General features: G+C 39.0%; 25 protein-coding genes. 17 read left to right on the top strand and 8 right to left on the bottom strand.

Features of this window, described 5'->3' with window-relative positions; genetic code table 11:
• The first annotated feature begins 14 nt into the window (after window positions 1-14).
• From PGRAT_RS22850 to PGRAT_RS22830, 5 genes are all read left to right on the top strand, one after another.
• Window positions 15-1,205: an RNA-dependent RNA polymerase family protein gene (locus PGRAT_RS22850; RefSeq protein WP_025707292.1), complete on the top strand. Its 1,191-nt coding sequence runs from the start codon at window positions 15-17 to the stop codon at window positions 1,203-1,205.
• 260 nt (window positions 1,206-1,465) lie between these two features.
• The gene (locus tag PGRAT_RS22845; protein ID WP_025707291.1) at window positions 1,466-2,194 is read left to right on the top strand and encodes a hypothetical protein; all 729 of its coding nucleotides are present in this window, start codon (window positions 1,466-1,468) and stop codon (window positions 2,192-2,194) included.
• A gap of 219 nt (window positions 2,195-2,413) precedes the next feature.
• Window positions 2,414-3,784 carry a Kelch repeat-containing protein gene (locus PGRAT_RS22840; RefSeq protein WP_052415726.1) on the top strand — a complete coding sequence of 457 codons (1,371 nt, stop codon included), beginning with the start codon at window positions 2,414-2,416 and terminating at the stop codon, window positions 3,782-3,784.
• 367 nt (window positions 3,785-4,151) lie between these two features.
• Window positions 4,152-5,042 carry a hypothetical protein gene (locus PGRAT_RS34465; RefSeq protein ID WP_025706531.1) on the top strand — a complete coding sequence of 297 codons (891 nt, stop codon included), beginning with the start codon at window positions 4,152-4,154 and terminating at the stop codon, window positions 5,040-5,042.
• Window positions 5,043-5,136: 94 nt separating this feature from the next.
• Entirely contained in the window at window positions 5,137-5,355 is a 219-nt protein-coding gene (locus tag PGRAT_RS22830) for a hypothetical protein (protein ID WP_025706530.1), read from the top strand.
• A gap of 43 nt (window positions 5,356-5,398) precedes the next feature.
• On the opposite strand, the gene PGRAT_RS31820 is transcribed toward PGRAT_RS22830, so the two are convergent.
• A complete protein-coding gene (locus tag PGRAT_RS31820; RefSeq protein ID WP_052415725.1) occupies window positions 5,399-6,628 on the bottom strand; it encodes a cohesin domain-containing protein in 1,230 nt (409 codons plus the stop codon).
• Between the two features lie 212 nt (window positions 6,629-6,840).
• Between PGRAT_RS31820 and PGRAT_RS22815 the strand changes: the two genes are divergently transcribed.
• Together PGRAT_RS22815 and PGRAT_RS34690 are read left to right on the top strand one after the other, a co-directional pair.
• Entirely contained in the window at window positions 6,841-7,038 is a 198-nt protein-coding gene (locus PGRAT_RS22815; RefSeq protein ID WP_081758847.1) for a hypothetical protein, read from the top strand.
• Window positions 7,031-7,165, top strand: coding sequence for a hypothetical protein (locus tag PGRAT_RS34690; protein WP_272945710.1), 135 nt, complete (start codon window positions 7,031-7,033; stop codon window positions 7,163-7,165). Before PGRAT_RS22815 ends, PGRAT_RS34690 begins: the two co-directional genes overlap by 8 nt.
• A gap of 198 nt (window positions 7,166-7,363) precedes the next feature.
• Here PGRAT_RS34690 and PGRAT_RS22810 read toward each other — a convergent pair whose 3' ends face one another.
• The 3 genes from PGRAT_RS22810 to PGRAT_RS22805 form a co-directional block, all read right to left on the bottom strand.
• A complete protein-coding gene (locus tag PGRAT_RS22810) occupies window positions 7,364-7,720 on the bottom strand; it encodes a hypothetical protein (protein ID WP_051424734.1) in 357 nt (118 codons plus the stop codon).
• 18 nt (window positions 7,721-7,738) lie between these two features.
• Window positions 7,739-8,326, bottom strand: a complete 588-nt coding sequence (locus tag PGRAT_RS33435; protein WP_155990407.1) for a hypothetical protein — start codon at window positions 8,324-8,326, stop codon at window positions 7,739-7,741.
• A gap of 167 nt (window positions 8,327-8,493) precedes the next feature.
• Complete coding sequence (locus PGRAT_RS22805; RefSeq protein WP_025705952.1) at window positions 8,494-8,721, bottom strand: helix-turn-helix domain-containing protein; 228 nt, start codon at window positions 8,719-8,721, stop codon at window positions 8,494-8,496.
• Between the two features lie 153 nt (window positions 8,722-8,874).
• Between PGRAT_RS22805 and PGRAT_RS22800 the strand changes: the two genes are divergently transcribed.
• The 8 genes from PGRAT_RS22800 to PGRAT_RS22770 all read left to right on the top strand — a co-directional run bounded on the left by PGRAT_RS22800 (window position 8,875) and on the right by PGRAT_RS22770 (window position 11,800).
• The gene (locus PGRAT_RS22800; RefSeq protein ID WP_025705951.1) at window positions 8,875-9,066 is read left to right on the top strand and encodes a hypothetical protein; all 192 of its coding nucleotides are present in this window, start codon (window positions 8,875-8,877) and stop codon (window positions 9,064-9,066) included.
• A 62-nt stretch (window positions 9,067-9,128) separates the two neighbouring features.
• On the top strand, window positions 9,129-9,335 hold the full coding sequence (locus tag PGRAT_RS22795) for a hypothetical protein (protein WP_025705950.1): 207 nt from the start codon (window positions 9,129-9,131) through the stop codon (window positions 9,333-9,335).
• 166 nt (window positions 9,336-9,501) lie between these two features.
• Complete coding sequence (locus tag PGRAT_RS22790) at window positions 9,502-9,744, top strand: DUF7667 family protein (protein ID WP_025705949.1); 243 nt, start codon at window positions 9,502-9,504, stop codon at window positions 9,742-9,744.
• Window positions 9,741-9,986: a hypothetical protein gene (locus PGRAT_RS22785; RefSeq protein ID WP_025705948.1), complete on the top strand. Its 246-nt coding sequence runs from the start codon at window positions 9,741-9,743 to the stop codon at window positions 9,984-9,986. The genes PGRAT_RS22790 and PGRAT_RS22785 overlap by 4 nt, the downstream gene beginning before the upstream one ends.
• A 119-nt stretch (window positions 9,987-10,105) precedes the next feature.
• Entirely contained in the window at window positions 10,106-10,738 is a 633-nt protein-coding gene (locus PGRAT_RS22780) for a hypothetical protein (protein ID WP_025705947.1), read from the top strand.
• Complete coding sequence (locus tag PGRAT_RS22775) at window positions 10,731-11,258, top strand: accessory gene regulator ArgB-like protein (RefSeq protein ID WP_025705946.1); 528 nt, start codon at window positions 10,731-10,733, stop codon at window positions 11,256-11,258. The genes PGRAT_RS22780 and PGRAT_RS22775 overlap by 8 nt, the downstream gene beginning before the upstream one ends.
• Entirely contained in the window at window positions 11,255-11,398 is a 144-nt protein-coding gene (locus PGRAT_RS32615; protein WP_081758846.1) for a cyclic lactone autoinducer peptide, read from the top strand. The genes PGRAT_RS22775 and PGRAT_RS32615 overlap by 4 nt, the downstream gene beginning before the upstream one ends.
• A 21-nt stretch (window positions 11,399-11,419) precedes the next feature.
• The gene (locus PGRAT_RS22770; RefSeq protein ID WP_025705945.1) at window positions 11,420-11,800 is read left to right on the top strand and encodes a hypothetical protein; all 381 of its coding nucleotides are present in this window, start codon (window positions 11,420-11,422) and stop codon (window positions 11,798-11,800) included.
• Window positions 11,801-12,017: 217 nt separating this feature from the next.
• Here PGRAT_RS22770 and PGRAT_RS32610 read toward each other — a convergent pair whose 3' ends face one another.
• Window positions 12,018-12,248 (bottom strand): helix-turn-helix domain-containing protein, encoded by a 231-nt coding sequence (locus tag PGRAT_RS32610; RefSeq protein ID WP_081758845.1) that lies wholly within the window; start codon window positions 12,246-12,248, stop codon window positions 12,018-12,020.
• A gap of 111 nt (window positions 12,249-12,359) precedes the next feature.
• On the opposite strand from PGRAT_RS32610, the gene PGRAT_RS22765 reads away from it, so the two are divergent.
• Both PGRAT_RS22765 and PGRAT_RS33430 read left to right on the top strand, forming a co-directional pair.
• Window positions 12,360-12,773, top strand: coding sequence for a LytTR family transcriptional regulator DNA-binding domain-containing protein (locus PGRAT_RS22765; RefSeq protein ID WP_025705944.1), 414 nt, complete (start codon window positions 12,360-12,362; stop codon window positions 12,771-12,773).
• Between the two features lie 187 nt (window positions 12,774-12,960).
• On the top strand, window positions 12,961-13,113 hold the full coding sequence (locus tag PGRAT_RS33430) for a hypothetical protein (RefSeq protein ID WP_155990406.1): 153 nt from the start codon (window positions 12,961-12,963) through the stop codon (window positions 13,111-13,113).
• A gap of 375 nt (window positions 13,114-13,488) precedes the next feature.
• On the opposite strand, the gene PGRAT_RS22760 is transcribed toward PGRAT_RS33430, so the two are convergent.
• From PGRAT_RS22760 to PGRAT_RS22750, 3 genes are all read right to left on the bottom strand, one after another.
• Window positions 13,489-14,700 carry a tyrosine-type recombinase/integrase gene (locus tag PGRAT_RS22760; protein ID WP_025705943.1) on the bottom strand — a complete coding sequence of 404 codons (1,212 nt, stop codon included), beginning with the start codon at window positions 14,698-14,700 and terminating at the stop codon, window positions 13,489-13,491.
• A gap of 77 nt (window positions 14,701-14,777) precedes the next feature.
• On the bottom strand, window positions 14,778-15,047 hold the full coding sequence (locus tag PGRAT_RS22755) for a helix-turn-helix domain-containing protein (RefSeq protein ID WP_042267267.1): 270 nt from the start codon (window positions 15,045-15,047) through the stop codon (window positions 14,778-14,780).
• A 513-nt stretch (window positions 15,048-15,560) separates the two neighbouring features.
• Window positions 15,561-15,770, bottom strand: coding sequence for a helix-turn-helix domain-containing protein (locus PGRAT_RS22750; protein ID WP_025705941.1), 210 nt, complete (start codon window positions 15,768-15,770; stop codon window positions 15,561-15,563).
• Window positions 15,771-15,831: the final 61 nt, after the last annotated feature.

Below are 15,831 nucleotides of genomic sequence, written 5' to 3'. Positions count from 1 at the left end.
GATAGGTGAGATTAATGACAGAACATCCTAACAATGAGACGCAGGAGATACCAGAAAACGTAACAAATTATTCGCAAATACTTTCTTCAACAGTAAGTGAAAGTTATCCGAAATATGCTCGCGCTAAATTGTTGAAAGAAATGGAAAAAGGTGATGTTGTACGTCTTAAAAAGAGTAAGACAATGGTGAGAGGTAAATCTGTCTTGGATTTATCTGATATAGAAGATGAAGGACTTCAACTCTCAGAAGGTATCGCAAGGGCTCAAACGGTGGTTAGGCACATAGAAAAGGACGAATTTTTAAAATCATATAAATTCGCAGTCTTGTTTTCTCTTACTGAAATTGACGAAAGTCTTATTGATGTCCGACTCAAATCTGGCGAAAGCGTTGATTTTTTTTCAGCCAATCGACCCAATGACTACGTGTTTGATGAAAAGAGGTTTACTTCAATTATTCCAACCCAATACTCCATTGGAAATATCATTATGTTCAAATTCAGTCGGCTTCTTTCAGGCTTCCCTCCAAATACAGAAACAAAGAAACAGTACAAGTACCCTATCATAGCTGTTTATCATAAACACCTTAATGTCGTAGAAATTAGAATGGATAGAGTCAAGCCTTATTTTCAAGATGACGATTTTTTTTACACTCAACAGATCGAACTTGTGTTAAATTGGTTTAAAGGGAAATTGAATTGCCAATTTGAAAATATCAATTTTCCGGCCGTAATCGACTACATAAAAACCCTTGAACAAGACGAAGTAAGTGTACACTCGCAGTCAATGAGTTTACCTAATGGTGGTAAAGCTGTTCTCGACGCAGGGGCTAATGAAAATTATATCCTTCCCTTGCTTGGTGAACTTAAGGAATTAATTAGAGCCAATGAGGAGCTTTTTGAGAAAAGCTCAGAGATAAAGCAACTTCTCGATGGGTTTATAGCAGAAATAGAGACAAACGCGAGCTTGCCTTGGATTGCATTGATTTGGAAAGATACAGATAAAGGCAAGAGTACTACAGTGAAATTTAAGCATGATTACCTAAATCAAGAGTATAGTTTTTTGCAGTATTATGGACAACAATCCAATATGGAGAAGATGAATAATGTCACCGACTACATTATTAAAAATAAAATCGAGTTTGATCGACTCGAAAATATTGACGGATCGGAAGATGGAGGAGTTACTAAAGATCCTATCGACTTATAAAAAGGGGCAGCTTATTTATCCGGGTCTCTTAATACGTCGGTTAAATGTCACTATGTCGGTTGCGTATCAGGTGTTGGACATAATCAAACGTTTGAAAATTATCAATGTTGTTTTTGAGATGTACTGTCATCGTTGTGGGCAATTTACTGGGGAAATATACAATACTATTGCTGAAATTCCCGAATCTACGTTCTGCGAATCATGTGATTGTGAGTTAGAGCACGTTAAGAACAGCGTAGCTGTATTTAAGGTGGTAACCGATGAGTAGTGCTGGTTATTCACCATTAGATTATCTGAAGTTTACAGACATTGATGATGTTGAAGAACATTTTAATACATTGTCAAAACTTAGTGACGAGGATATGTTGGAGTATAAAGTCTTACTAGAAAACCTTGAGGAAGTTAACAAAAAGAAAGTGACTAAAACAAAAATTACTCAAGGTGATAACAATACACTACAAAAAGGTAAAGCTTTAGAAAATTTAGTTTCGTTTCTTTGGCAGAAATCTGGTTTTTTTGAAGTTCATGACAACATCCGGAACAGCACAAATGAAATAGATCAACTTGTTGAGTTTAATTTCAAAGGCATAATGTTTGAAAAGTTCCTGCCTGTAAATAAAACTAACAGCAGTTTTTTGGTATCGGAATGCAAAAATTATGACAAAAAAATAAGTGTTACTTGGGTAGGGAAACTTTACTCTTTAACCTGTACTAATTCTTCGAGATTCGGATTTCTCTTCTCATTTCATGGTATGGCAGCAAGAGGTGGTTGGGATTCTGCAATAGGTCTCACTAAAAAATTGTTCCTTCAAAAAGAAAGATTAGACGAGAAAATTTCCATTATTGATTTTAACATTGAGGATTTTAGAATGATTTCAAATGGAGCAAACTTTTTGCATTTAATAAAAGCAAAGATTGACTCTCTTATATTACAAACGAGCGTTAGTGATCTCATTTCCAAACATCCGGCAGAAGAAGACGAAACCTAAATATTAATAGGCCCCTACAGTCTATATAGATTGTAGGCTTTTTTTGTGCTCAGGGAAATTTTCCCTACCCAATGATATAAGCCATCTCCCCGACTTCAATCCACATATTCCCTCAATAACCCTTAAGTGTATTGTAAATAAATGTCGAATAATAGACTGTTTGTTTGGCATTTTTTAGAGTACCCTTACGAAGTAACATAAAAATAGGGGGAAATTAATATGAAAAGAGATTCTATAAAAAAGGGAATGCTGTTATTATGCGCTATATTGATAGGTCTATCTTTCTCATTCCCTAAAGCAAACGCAGCAGAAAATAGTGGGGGCTGGGCAGTTGTTGCTGACCTACCTCATCCTGTGGCGGGTGCGGCTGTCGCCCAAGTCAATGGAAATATCTATGTTATTGGTGGATCTGGGGGTGATATGTCTTTCAATTATGTTCAAAAGTACAATATTGAAAGCAAAACTTGGGAGATGAAAGCAAACATCCCAACTCCAAGGTCTGGTTCTGCATTTGCTGAAGTTGATGGAAAAATATATGTTTTTGGTGGTTACACAGGTAATTATTACACGGTCAACAACGGAGTTTTTAGCAACAATGTAGAAGTTTATGATCCGGCGACTAATACATGGACAAAAAAGACAAATATGCCGGCATCTCTCATGGGGCAAACTGCAGCAAGCTATAATGGAAAAATATATCTTTTTGGGGGATTGTCATTCACAGACAGATATGTTTCGCATAACAATGTATATGAATATGACCCAATTAATGATACTTGGGCAGAGAAAAATAATATGGACAGAAATGTGCATGTAGCTACCGCAGTCTCTTATAACAATAATATTTACTTGGTAGGTGGAAGGGTCTTTAGTAACGAATCACTTAATTCCTACGATACTTTGCGTGTATATAATCCTGAGAACGATACATGGAATACTAAGGCAAGCATGAACTATCCTCGAGGAGGACCGGCAGTCGGTGTAGTAAATGATCGAATCTATGCTGTCGGGGGAGTAAGCCCCACTTCAGAAACTAAAACAACAGAATTCTATAATCCTTTGCTTGATAAATGGGAGTTGCATAGTAATTTAAATGAAGCTAGAAGCGGGACTAGTGCTGTTGTGTACAAAGATCAAATATTTGTCATTGGGGGGAGTTCAAACACTACTGCAAATAGGAGTATCGGTACAGTGGAATCAATAACAATCACAACGCCGACACCAACTCCAACAGCATCACCAACACCGACACCAACTCCAACAGCATCACCAACACCGACACCGACGCCAACACCGACGCCGACGCCGACAACAACTGTAACCCCGTCTCCAACTCCAGAACAACCAACAGGCGACCGAGCAATCCTGGTTGTAACGATGAACACCGGTCTTGAAAAGGAATTCGACCTAAGTATGGAAGAAGTGAATTCCTTCATTACTTGGTATGAGAGCAAGCAAGCCGGCACTGGTACCGCCTCATATGCAATCAACAAGCATGACAATAATAAAGGCCCATTTACCAGCAGAAAAGAATACGTGATCTTCGATAAGATTCTTACGTTCAGCGTAGACGAATATTCTGCGAAATAACATTTACAACTTGTTCCAGGTACAATGAAATAAATGTAACGGAAGTACCGTACCCTGCCGATAATGGTGGGGTATTTCTTTGCGTTCAGGAAAATTTTCCTTATCGTCATATACATAATGTTCCAAATGTGATATTGTATTATTACACGGATCGGAAGCACCGAGCGTGCAGTCCGAAAGCATCGGAAAATGTAAAAGCCCATCAACCCTTAAGTGGTCGGTGGGCTTTTTTCTGTTCATTGACTTAAATCCACATATTTCCTCAATAACCCTTAAGTGTATTGTAAAATTCTGTCGAATAACAGACTGTTTGTTCGCCTTTATTTAGTGTAGGCTTGATGCATACATATTGAAGGAGTGAACGATATTGAAAAAGAAAATTGCTGGATTCTTAGTTTTATGCTTGATTATCTTAATTGCTGTACCAAATTTAACAAAAGCCGCTGAAAGTCCTGTTGGTCTATTGGATGGCCAAACAATTGCTATTGGTTCAAATACGACTAATCAATTAGGTAATACGAATGTAATAACGGACAATAATGACCAAACATACTTTCCTTGGATATATGAGCGAAGTGATAGTAATAAATCAGATACAATATTCTACACTTTCAGTAATCCTGTTAGTATAAATTCTTATAAAATGAAAATAACAAATTACAATAAGGAGAAAATATTCATTTTTCTATTAGATAGTAAGGGGAATACCATTGATGGGAGCATTCTCGGTGAAGAAATTATTGGCGATAGTGGTATCTACAGATTTTCTAAACCAGCTATAAATGTGAAACAGGTATGGATTGTACAAAAAGGACCATCTTCGACTCTTAATTTAGTTGAATTTAATTTGTATAGCCAACCTGAAGAAACACCAGAACCAACACCTTCGCCAACAGCGGTACCAGAGCCTACTGTAACACCAGAACCGACCTTAGCGCCAACACCAACAGCTACGCCAACACCAACAGCTACGCCAACACCAACTGTAACCCCGTCTCCAACACCAGAGCAGCCTACAGGCGATCGGGCAATCCTGGTTGTGACGATGAACACCGGCCTTGAAAAAGAGTTTGACCTGAGCATGGAAGAAGTAAATTCCTTCATTACTTGGTATGAGAATAAGCAAGCCGGTACAGGTACTGCATCGTATGCAATCAACAAGCATGACAATAATAAAGGGCCGTTCAGCAAACGTACTGAATATGTGATCTTCGATAAGATTCTTACCTTCAGTGTGGATGAATATTCTGCGAAATAGCATTTACACATTGTTCCAGCCAAGCTAAAATAGATGTAACGGAAGTACTGTACCCTGCCAATTTCGGCGGGGTATTTTCATAAGGAGTGATTGCTTGAGTACCACATATAAAGTCCTGGAGAGTGATATGGACTTCCTGGTCGCAGCCTTGACGCAGTCTAAGGTATCTGTATGGTTCAGGCCAGAAGACGATCCTGAAGGGCATATCATGGATTACGGGGGTATAGTAGAGGGATACTCTCCAGAAAGTGTGAAGATTGCTGGTGGCCGATTTATCCGGGAACGTTTTGAGTTTAGAGTATACATAAAATAACCCGTCAAGTCTGAGCTTGACGGGTTTCTTGCTGATATTGTATTTAAGTATTAGGCTGGTAGTCTGGATTGTTTAGCATTTGATCCACAATGAAGAGTAGATCATCATCATTAACGTATTCATCACCGGCTTGCTGTGCGTTGTACTTTACAGGGTCAACATCAGCCGCGAAATACTTGAAATATCTAGCATCAATTGAGAGATCGAGTAGGGTGTACTGTCCTGATTTGTTGACATCAGCAGCCTCAATAATAATGCTGTCCTCTAAGCAGTTGTCTTTTTTTAGATCATATTCTTCCTTTGTGTCCGCGATCCTTGCCTTCGTAGAATCGACCACAGCTGTTCCTACCGCTTTTGCCTTGAACTTAAGTTTTATAACTACAGTGTCTTTGTTAATACCATATTCTTCCCCTTGGCTGGCTACTACAAAGCGAACGGAACCGTTTTGATCGGTTGGATTGTTATATACCTTATAGCCAGTTACTTCTTCAAAGCCTAGGTATTGGAGAAGCTTATTGTCATATCTGATTTCGAAGTCTTCAGCATAAATATCCTTCACGTTCTTAAGTGAAATATCAGCAGTAAACTCTTTGCCTACACCGATTTTTTCGGGAGCGATGGCTACATCAAGAGTAGGATCAAGCGCTGGTGTAGGTGTTGCTGTTGCCGTTGCCGTTGCTGTCGGTGTTGGTGTTGCTGTCGGTGTTGGTGTTGCAGTAGGTGTTGGTGTTGCAGTAGGTGTTGCTGTCGGTGTTGGTGTTGGTGTTGGTGTTGGTGTTGCAGTAGGTGTTGCTGTAGGTGTAGGCGTTACTGTTGGCGTCGGTGTTGGAACAGTCACAGATCCATAAAGTTTAAAATCCGCAATGCTTGATCCACCGAAGTCGTTGGAATATGTACCTATAACCTCAATACGTTTTACATTAGATAGCGCCCCAATGGTATATGTACCAGCCGAAGAGTTTGAATAATATATTTGTGCTCCCGTATCATCATATAATTTAACTCCAGCTTTAGAGTTTGAAGTATTAAGTATAAATCTACCACTAGAAATGTTAACTGGCTCAGAGAATTCATAATAAATAGTTTCAATTCCAGTCCACCATGATGTTGTACTGTCTTTATTGTCAGTGATATAAGCTAGATTGCTAACTTTATTATTAGGTGAAACAAATAACTTGCCCGACAATAAATCTTCATTTGCGGCTAAGATGTTGGAAATAGGAAAAGCTGCGAAAATAAGCAAAAACATTAATATTATTTTGATTTTCTTCATTCGGTACACTCCTTATTATGTATTAATGCTACCTGACTTTACAAAAACAAAGAAAGATTGTCTAAACAAATATGCCTATATATGTAATAAAGTGAGTAAATATGATGAAAATCTTTTTTATCCTAGTAAAAGAATATCTTACATATTGTATATAGAACGTACGTTTGGTTATAATACAAACAAATGTTCTTATTTTTTTGGAGGCGATGAAGATGAAAATGGCAGCAGGTCAAACCATCGAAATCGTATATGTTGATAAAGCAGGGAAGATCACGCAGAGGAAGATTGATGTACACGGCATCCGTGATGGCCGTATACGCGCGACCTGCCTAACTACCGGCGCGCCCCGGGTATTCCTGTCCGCCAATATCCTCGCTTGGCAGCCGGTGCAGGAGCGGAGATATGCTTGATGATATGGCACGGAAGCTGCTGATGATCATGTGGCATAGTTCAGTGCATCACAGGTACGTGCCCACCCTTGCACAATTGGAGACCAAAAGTGGACGGACTCCGGAAAAGATCAAAGTAGTGCTGTAAGAGCTGGCAGACGAAGTGTACATTGAGTGGAAGCCCGGGAGTCCACCAGAGAGCGCGGTGGTGATCGAGAGCTGGGAGCGGATCAAGGACCAGCCTGCGGCGATAACGTGGGGTACGGACGGTAGCCATAATTAACTCATAGTAAGAAAAGAATTCAAAAAAGAGTCGTATTCATATATGACTCTTTTTGAATCTTTATTAATTTTTAGAATTTTCCTTATTAATCCATACAAAATAGTAATTAGTATTATGAATGAACCTTTCATCTGCATAAACCTCTGCAGATTCTCTGAATTTTTTGTTTCTAATCAACTGGTAGACCAAAGAATAAGCAAGTTTAGCATCTAGAGTTATATAGCCATCAAACTCATAACCAATTTTGTTATAAGCTTCACTACCAATCCATTCGTCTGCTTCACGTAAGGTGTCAAAAATCATAGGCTCTTCATACCAACTGATATTTTGAGGGATATTGTCGCCCGCAGTTTTCTTAGAACTGATTATGGTTTCGAAATAGTTTGTTGGTTCCTGAGATGAGTTATTCTTTTCATCCATTTCATAATCCACATCCTATTATTGATATTCGCAATAAACAAAAGCTGTTCCACTTCCACCTGTGGAACCAACAAAATTAAACGTCAGACCTAATAAATCGCCTGACTCAAAGTAAGCAGGAGCTGTACTACCAATATAATTATAGTTTGTTATGCTTCCGTGATAAGTAGCAGGATAACCATAAGTATGCGGGCTATACAAAGAACCTGGGTATAATGTTCTGGTTATTCCGCTTGATTTAGTAACTGAAGCTCCAGCCATAGAAACAGTAATAGTTGGGGGGCTTCCTAAGATTGCATAACCAGAAGGTGTGACTTCAAAGCCCCATTGCAATCCTCCGCTAAAAGATTGTTGAGATGTAAAACGAGTAGAACCTGTATCTCCATAAGTCCAACCATTTTTGTTACAAGATGGGTAAGCCTGTATAGCTTGTGTATTCAATCTTATCTGGTGATTATCTGGTATTTTGTCTACTATTCCAGGAACTTCAATATAAGAGTACACATCAGAAGTAACCGAGGAATCTGCTGTTACCTTATTACTGAAAGGGAAAACAATGAGAGCTAAAGCTAGTAAAAAATATAAAACTCTTTTTTTTCTAACCAATCTAATCACTCCTTTTTTTCAAAAATGTGGTAAAATCAATATTTTCATTATATCCCAAATTTTAGTATTATTCAACAAATAGAGAGAATAAATTGAATTATGCAGTTAAAGCCGGACCGAAACAGATGATATGTTTCGAGTCTAATATAAAAATGCCCCGTCAGTGATTATACTGGCGGGGTTTCTTCATTATCTTCATAAACAAGTAATTGACTTATATCACATTCAAAATAGGCACACAGCTTGTCCAAAAGATCCCGAGGGAAGTGTTTTGATTCATCGTTATACATCTGCCGGACGGTTTCGAACCGGTAGTCTATATCCTTTGCAACTTGCCTAATCGACTTGCCCTTATCGTCGGCAAGTTTTTTTAGGTTCGATCTGACTTTCTTCATGTAATCACCTCAAGACAAGCATACAATGACTCGAAAAATGTGTCAATTTGTTATTGACACTAAAATAGGGTCGTGATATATTGGATACATCAACCGACACTAAATTAGAGTCAAGGGTAATGCGGACGGGCATACGCAGGAGGGATAAGGGATATGGACAATGTGAAAATGAGAAGTAAAAACAAGGACGGCCAAACGGTTGAAGTAAGGGATCATTCAGTGAAAATACCGACCATGTTCGAAACCCGCGTAATGCCAAAATTCAAAGTGCTGGTCGCAGGGATAGAAATTGCGGAAACGGAAAATTTCCAGCAGGCAAAGTTTATCTTCAAAAATCAACTGTAATAACACGGGGCTACGGTCCCACAAAACTACAGCCGGAGGGCATTAACCTTGGAGGTCTTAAAATGAAAAGCGTAATCGAAGCGAGAGCATGGGCTAAAAATGTGATAGAGATGTACCGGCGGGATATGCAGGAAGCGCGAGAAGCCGGAGATATAGAAAATGCAATGGCCTGCGCGGGCCGAATCTCTGGGGTGCAAGCAACTTTCTACGGAATTTACGGTGAGCCGGTCAACTTTCACGAACCAAAGGATTCCCGTGAAAGTCATTAGGCAAAAGGTATGCGCGATGAATATTATTAACCGCCTGATGAGCGCTGCGGCGCCTTGGACCGGCCTGGCAGGCTGGTCGAAACCTACCGGATATTTATGCCGGGATGGTCGCGGAATCCGCCAAACGAGGACTGCGCGCGTCCTCACATGATAGGAGTGATGAAGTATGTTACCTGCACATCACAGACTAGCTGAAATATTCCAGGAAAATTTGAAGGGACCATTAACTGAGGAACTGTTTATAGAACTGCAGCACTGCCTTAAAGCGAATGCCGATTATTGCTTGGACATGAATTTCCTGAATAACCAATTGATCCAAGCCCGAAGAACAAAAGATGTAAAATGGGAAACGCACATCACCGCCCAAATGGATTGGCTGCGCCGTACCGGGAAGGTGGTTATGCAATGAAATTTGAAGATTTGCACGTTGGGCTGCCGGTCCGGATCGCTAAAGGACATGGTAGCGGGTATGGCGGCAAGCAGGGAGTTGTAATTGGAGTCGGTGAGTCCGTAACCTTGGATAAAAAACAGGTGATTATAGGTGCGAGCGTGGAGATTGGAGGTGTGTTTCTGGTGTTGATAGAGGCAGAATTTCTGGACCTTGTTTCGGAGGGAAAACTGCCGCCTGGCTGGTCTGAATTTGAAGTGTGAATAACCGTAAAACACGCCGCCTGGCAAGTGGTTATAATGTAAATTTTACTATACTCATATAGGTCAAAAGTTTTATACTTTATCTAGTAGATGAAAATTATGTCAGGCGGTGTTGTTTAGTGTCGTGGGAACCTATGGGATTTGTTTTCTTTTCAACTTTGGAGTTTATAGCTATTTATTTCATCACCTGTGCACTGTTTAGACTAAAACCTTCTGAGATCATTTTCCCGGCGCTATTTATTATTTTATTAATGGATTTACAAAGTTTTTTCCTGAGGAAAGACCTAGAATTACCAGCGTTTGTACCTCTAATTAACATTTTGTTGTTCATATTATTATTTACTACTGTAACTCGCATACCAGTTATGTGGTCAGCCGTTATTTCAGTTATGGGCTATTTCGCATTTGTATTATTGCAAGTTGGTTTAGTTCAATTATCATTTGGATATTTATCTGTTTCTGAATTAAGTTCACATCCGGAGAAGGGTTACTTTCTACAAGTGATAAGTAGCGTAATAGGCATCGGTGGTGCAAGGATGTTTTATGCGCTAGGTGGAGGGTTCACATTCGAATTTGAAAGACTGAGACTGAGACGCGAGACTTTATATGTATGCATACTTATTGGCATTGCGCTTGTTACATCTGTATGGTTGCTTTACAACGGAAATAGTTTAACGGATGTAATTTCTGTATCAATTGCACTATTATTCTTTATCTATTTTGCGATTAAAAAGGAGAAGGAACGTGATTGAATATCTTGCTATGAGAATGGCTGAAAGTATAAAAAGAAATGTCCCTGATAGCCCTACATCAACAGCGGTAATGAGATTTGCGCTCTCGGTAGTTATCAATGCAGCAATGATCATTATTTTATCGTTGTTAATCTCATTGATCACCGGGAGAATTGCAGAAGTAATAATTGCACTACTGGCGTTTCCACTATTACGTCAAGCTTCAGGAGGATATCATATGAAGTCTGGGATGAAATGCGTGCTGTTTTCTACCGCACTCATCACCGCAATATCCCTGACAGACCTCCAATATAAACATATCTTAAGTGTAGGGCTGATCAGCCTGATATTGGTGGCCATTTATGCTCCTTCTAACATTGAAAAGCAATCACGAACACCAAAAAAGTATTACCCCTTGTTAAAGTTAATCTCTATGATAATTGTTTCACTAAACATATTTATTGGTTCTTCTGTACTGGCGGCCGCATTTTTCGCTCAAAGCATTTCACTGATTAGATTGAAAGGAGGTGAAAAAACATGAAAAATATTTATTTTAAAATCAAAAGATATACATTGCTTAATGTGGCAGCGCTTTTGGGACTTATTGCCTTGGGAACAGTAAGCACAAACAGTGCGTGGTATGTATATTCAGGAGAAGTGCCTGAAGAACTGCTTAAATAATCGGGGGTTGGGGGTGGGGACGTGATACTACTTACCGTAACTCGCGATCCCGAAGGAACATCAGGTATTTTGAATATCGACGCTGGTCTTGTTTTAATGCTTAATTTTGCATTGAGTTCAGACAAGGTTGCCGTACATACTGCGGACGATGTTTACTTCATGGTTGGTACTCTGAAATATTGGAATAAAGTTCTGAATTGTAGTGGGTATAGATTTGGGATAGTTGATCGTAGCAATTCCATGAATCTAGAAAAAGTCACTGTGCTTGACAAAACATTGAAAATTGCATATTTCGATCACGATATCTCCAATAAATCTAAGCGGTGTATGATAGCGAGTTATAGATTTAAAGAGGTGGCGGATCAGATACTTTCTTTTAACCCAACATTAGTTATTACGTAGAGCCCTGAAGGGCTCTTTTTTATATCACAAAAAGGTAAAAATGTAAATAGACTAAGATGGATTTGCTATGGAAATCTGTCCAGCCAAATAAGATATACAGAATACACAATTTGGTATTTAATATAACTATATTCGCGCTAGGAATGATTATTGACTAGAATTGGATTGCGTGTTATGGGGAACTTCTATCGCGGGGGAGTGACAAACACTCCGCCTACTACGTTAATATCCATTCATACAGATCCCTTTCAGTACAATTTAGTACCAAACAAACAGCTCTCTTTTGAAGAGTTGTCATGGGTCTTTCTCCGCGCTCAATTCGCGAGAGGTGGCTGGTGGATATCGAGACTCCATATAAATCCATAAGTTGAGTGGATAAATCTGCCTGAGTAAAACCGACAGATTCTCGGAGATCCCGCAGTAGGCACTTCCCTTGAAGAAGCGCCATAATACCTCCAATATCTATATTTAATTAAGAGGGTGATTTGAGAGAATTATAACACAAGGACAAATTGATGGCACTTAATGAAGGGGTGAAAAAAATGAATGGAGGGGTTTTATGAATTACCTAACTGTTACGGAGAATGAAAATGGGGCAGGACTTCAGCAATTATTAATCGATGAGATACTCTACATGCAATTTGATAATGGCGTTTTAATATCTATCTATACTGATAGAGGTCATTATTATACTGTAGGCCCACTGAGATTTTGGGAGTCAGCTTTTGGAAAGGTAGGACTGAATTTTATACGACTGGATCGCGGTGTATTAGCAAATTTGAATAAAATAAAAGCGGTGGACTCGGAATATAAGATAGCATATTTTGATACTTCTATAACCAGGGACACAAAACGATGTACTATGTCCACTGGAGGTTACAAAGCACTTCATGATGCATTCGGGATCAGTCAAAAATCCAGTATAACTGGCATTAAAATGCTCAAGGGCCTGTCCTGGCAGACAAGCCCTTAAGAAAGCAACTTAACTATAAAATTCATTTACAATGTAACACATTTATTCGAACTTGATAACCCGGTTCGCGCGTTAAATTCCTATTGACAAATGTGTTAATTCGAAACCAGATCGTTTCAAGGAATTGATATGGTTGCATTTAGTTTTTATTTGACAATATAATTATTGAGCGCAAAGGAAGTGCGGCATGCAATTACACCAAATAGATATTAATCAGACAATAACCCAGGAAGCAGCAAAAACCCTTGCACAGATTTTAATTTCTGCGCAAGGGATCAAAACTCCTGTTATAGTAAAAGTGGTACTTCCGTCTATAGAATATACGGCTCTTCTCAAATAAAATCAGGGGGCGGGCTGGGGACGAACTGGGGGCAGGCTGTAGGTCAACCAGTAGAAACCAGTCCAAACGAGAACAATACAAGAACGGGTTGAAGCCTTGATTTGACTGGATTTTTGGGCTTTATTCCATTCCATTGATATGAAAACTCATGTCTTAAAATCCTGCGGTACGTGAGTACCGTACGGGTTCGACCCCCGTCCTCGGCATCCTTGATTTATAAGGGTTTTTTCCGAAAAACCTTGTTTTTTGAAACAGCTTGGGAGAGAACTTTTTATCGAGTTCTCTCCTGCAGTTCTCTCCTTTTTCCGAAGGAGAGAATGAGGAGAAGATCGTATGACTCTCATGAAATGTTGAGGGGATTACGATCTTTTTTTATTAAAAGACCAAAACACCACTCATTGTTGATGCCGAAGATACTTTGGAACTGTACTCTAGATGAGAATAAATGTTGGCCGTTGTAGAATAGTTGCTGTGTCCCAGCCATTCCTGAATTTCTTTCATACTGACTCCATTAGCGAGTAGAAGGCTTGCACAACTATGACGCAGGTCGTGATAACGAATATGACGAAGACCATTTTTTTTAAGAGTTTTAGTAAAGTTCTGTGTGATAAAGCCGGGTTTAATTCGTTGTCCCAACTTATCCAGATAGATATACTCCTCGTAATCAGTGCAGTAGGATTTACCACATATGGCTTTATTGAGAGCTTGAAGCTCACGAATACGCAGCAGTAATTCCTCAAAGGCTGGCACAAGAGGTAAGGTGCGGCGACTTGGTTTGTTTTTAGCCCGGTCCTTTTCAATGATGTGTTCCTGACCTTCAAAATAAACCGGAGTTACAGTGTGCCTAACACTAATCGTTTTGTTTTCAAAATTTATAGCTGTCCATTTCAACCCAACTACTTCACTTCGCCGCAATCCATAAAAAGCGGCAAGAATGACTGCTAGCTCTATCAGTTCGCCCTTTACTTTTTCAAACAGGATATTGATCTCTTGCTTGTTGTAAAAGCTGCCGACAAAATCATTCTTCTTAGGTCGTTCGATTTTATCTGCGGGATTAGTGTTAATTAAATCATTTTTAAGAGCATGCTTTAGCGCTTTGCGAATATTAGCGTGATAATGGAGAACCGTATTGGTTGTTACTCCATTTTCTTCAAGCTCATATTGATAGTAATCTTGTATGTGACTTGGTAATAATTCTTTGAGAAATAACCCCTTTTCTTCGAAGTAAGGAACAATATGATTAGTAATGACATTATGGTACGAAGCATAAGTGATAAATTCAACCTGATGTTTCATCATAGCTAGCCATTGAAGCATGAACTCAGAAAACAGTGGCCCTAGATCGACAGGCTCCTCAACTGGTTTTTTTTCGATAATTTGTTCAACTATTGTTTCTTCCTCAGCAGCATTTAAAAGACGACTAAAATTCACTCTTGTTTCTAATAATAATGCTTCAGCTCTTTTTTTGTTTCCTTTTACTGTAAGACCAGTAGGAATCCACTTTGGTTTTCTCTTACCTTCTTCATCCTTGCAATTCAAGACCATATAAAAAAGCCCTTTTTTTTCTTGTAGGTGGCCTGCTACCATGAATATTCCTCCTTCATAGCAGCCCGCATTGATCCTACCATTGACGCATTAATTATAACACGTATAGAAGTGTCGGTTCAATGCGGTAAAGCGTCGAAGTGCTGGCCATTAAAGGTGAACGAAAACAGGTTGAGATATATTAAAATGTTTATTTTAGGAATTTTATATACCCGGCCTATTTTAAAATGACTGATTTTGTTTTCTTGGAGTAATTTATAAGCAGTTTTGCTGCTTATACCGCCGAGCATTTCGCACATTTCGGTAATGTTTACTACATCCGGGAAACTTTCAAATACAAGATCGTATGCCTCTTGTTGATTGATTGCTGCAAGTGGGAATTGATACATGTTCTAACCTCCATTTCATAAGTTGTACCGAAGTACAATTACCTGAATGGTTAAATTAAAACTAAATTCATTAAAATAAATTATCAATATATTGTTAACAGAAAAATATCTCAAACTGTCGTTGGTGATTCGACATCATAGCTCTGTTCTTATACAGAGACTCCCCCTCATCCGAGCGAGCTGCCCCCAATACCGTTACGTTGGCCAGGCAGAAGTATCATTATCCCTCTTGCAGATCGTTGCGATTCCACTTACCAAGATGGATACAAGCCGGAGATAATTCGCTTAAACCCATTTCTGATCTTGCGGATCTAGATGGATCATCGTGGCGTCTCCGCTTGTGCGCTTTCCATTTTCACGGATGCAAGAGTAAAGTATTTGAGATAAGTTAATATGATTTTCTCAAGGATCGCAAATATTGAAGGAAAGCTTAGAATTCACTATTATATCCTTCAACTAATAAATGATAAAATTTATAAATAAAGCAACTGAATTGCCAATAAAAATCGAAATTTATTCTAATACTTTCAGGTAACGAGTTAGATCAAAGCGACGTACCACTAGAATAAATTCCAATATTAATTGTTGTTTGCAATCTTCACTGTATATGCCGTTATGCCAGGACAACTTATAAATTAACCCTTCATACCTTTTAATCAACTCGGCTTCTGCCTGTTTGTCACCTTTTTGAGACAGATTGATAAGTTCTACCACTTCACGCATAATGACATCCTCCCTTTAATATTTTTTATAGTAACCATCAAAAAAAGGGGGGGGGGGGCGA

Source organism: Paenibacillus graminis, from assembly GCF_000758705.1.
GTDB lineage: Bacteria > Bacillota > Bacilli > Paenibacillales > Paenibacillaceae > Paenibacillus_AQ > Paenibacillus_AQ graminis.
This window is presented reverse-complemented; position numbering and strand designations above follow the sequence as displayed.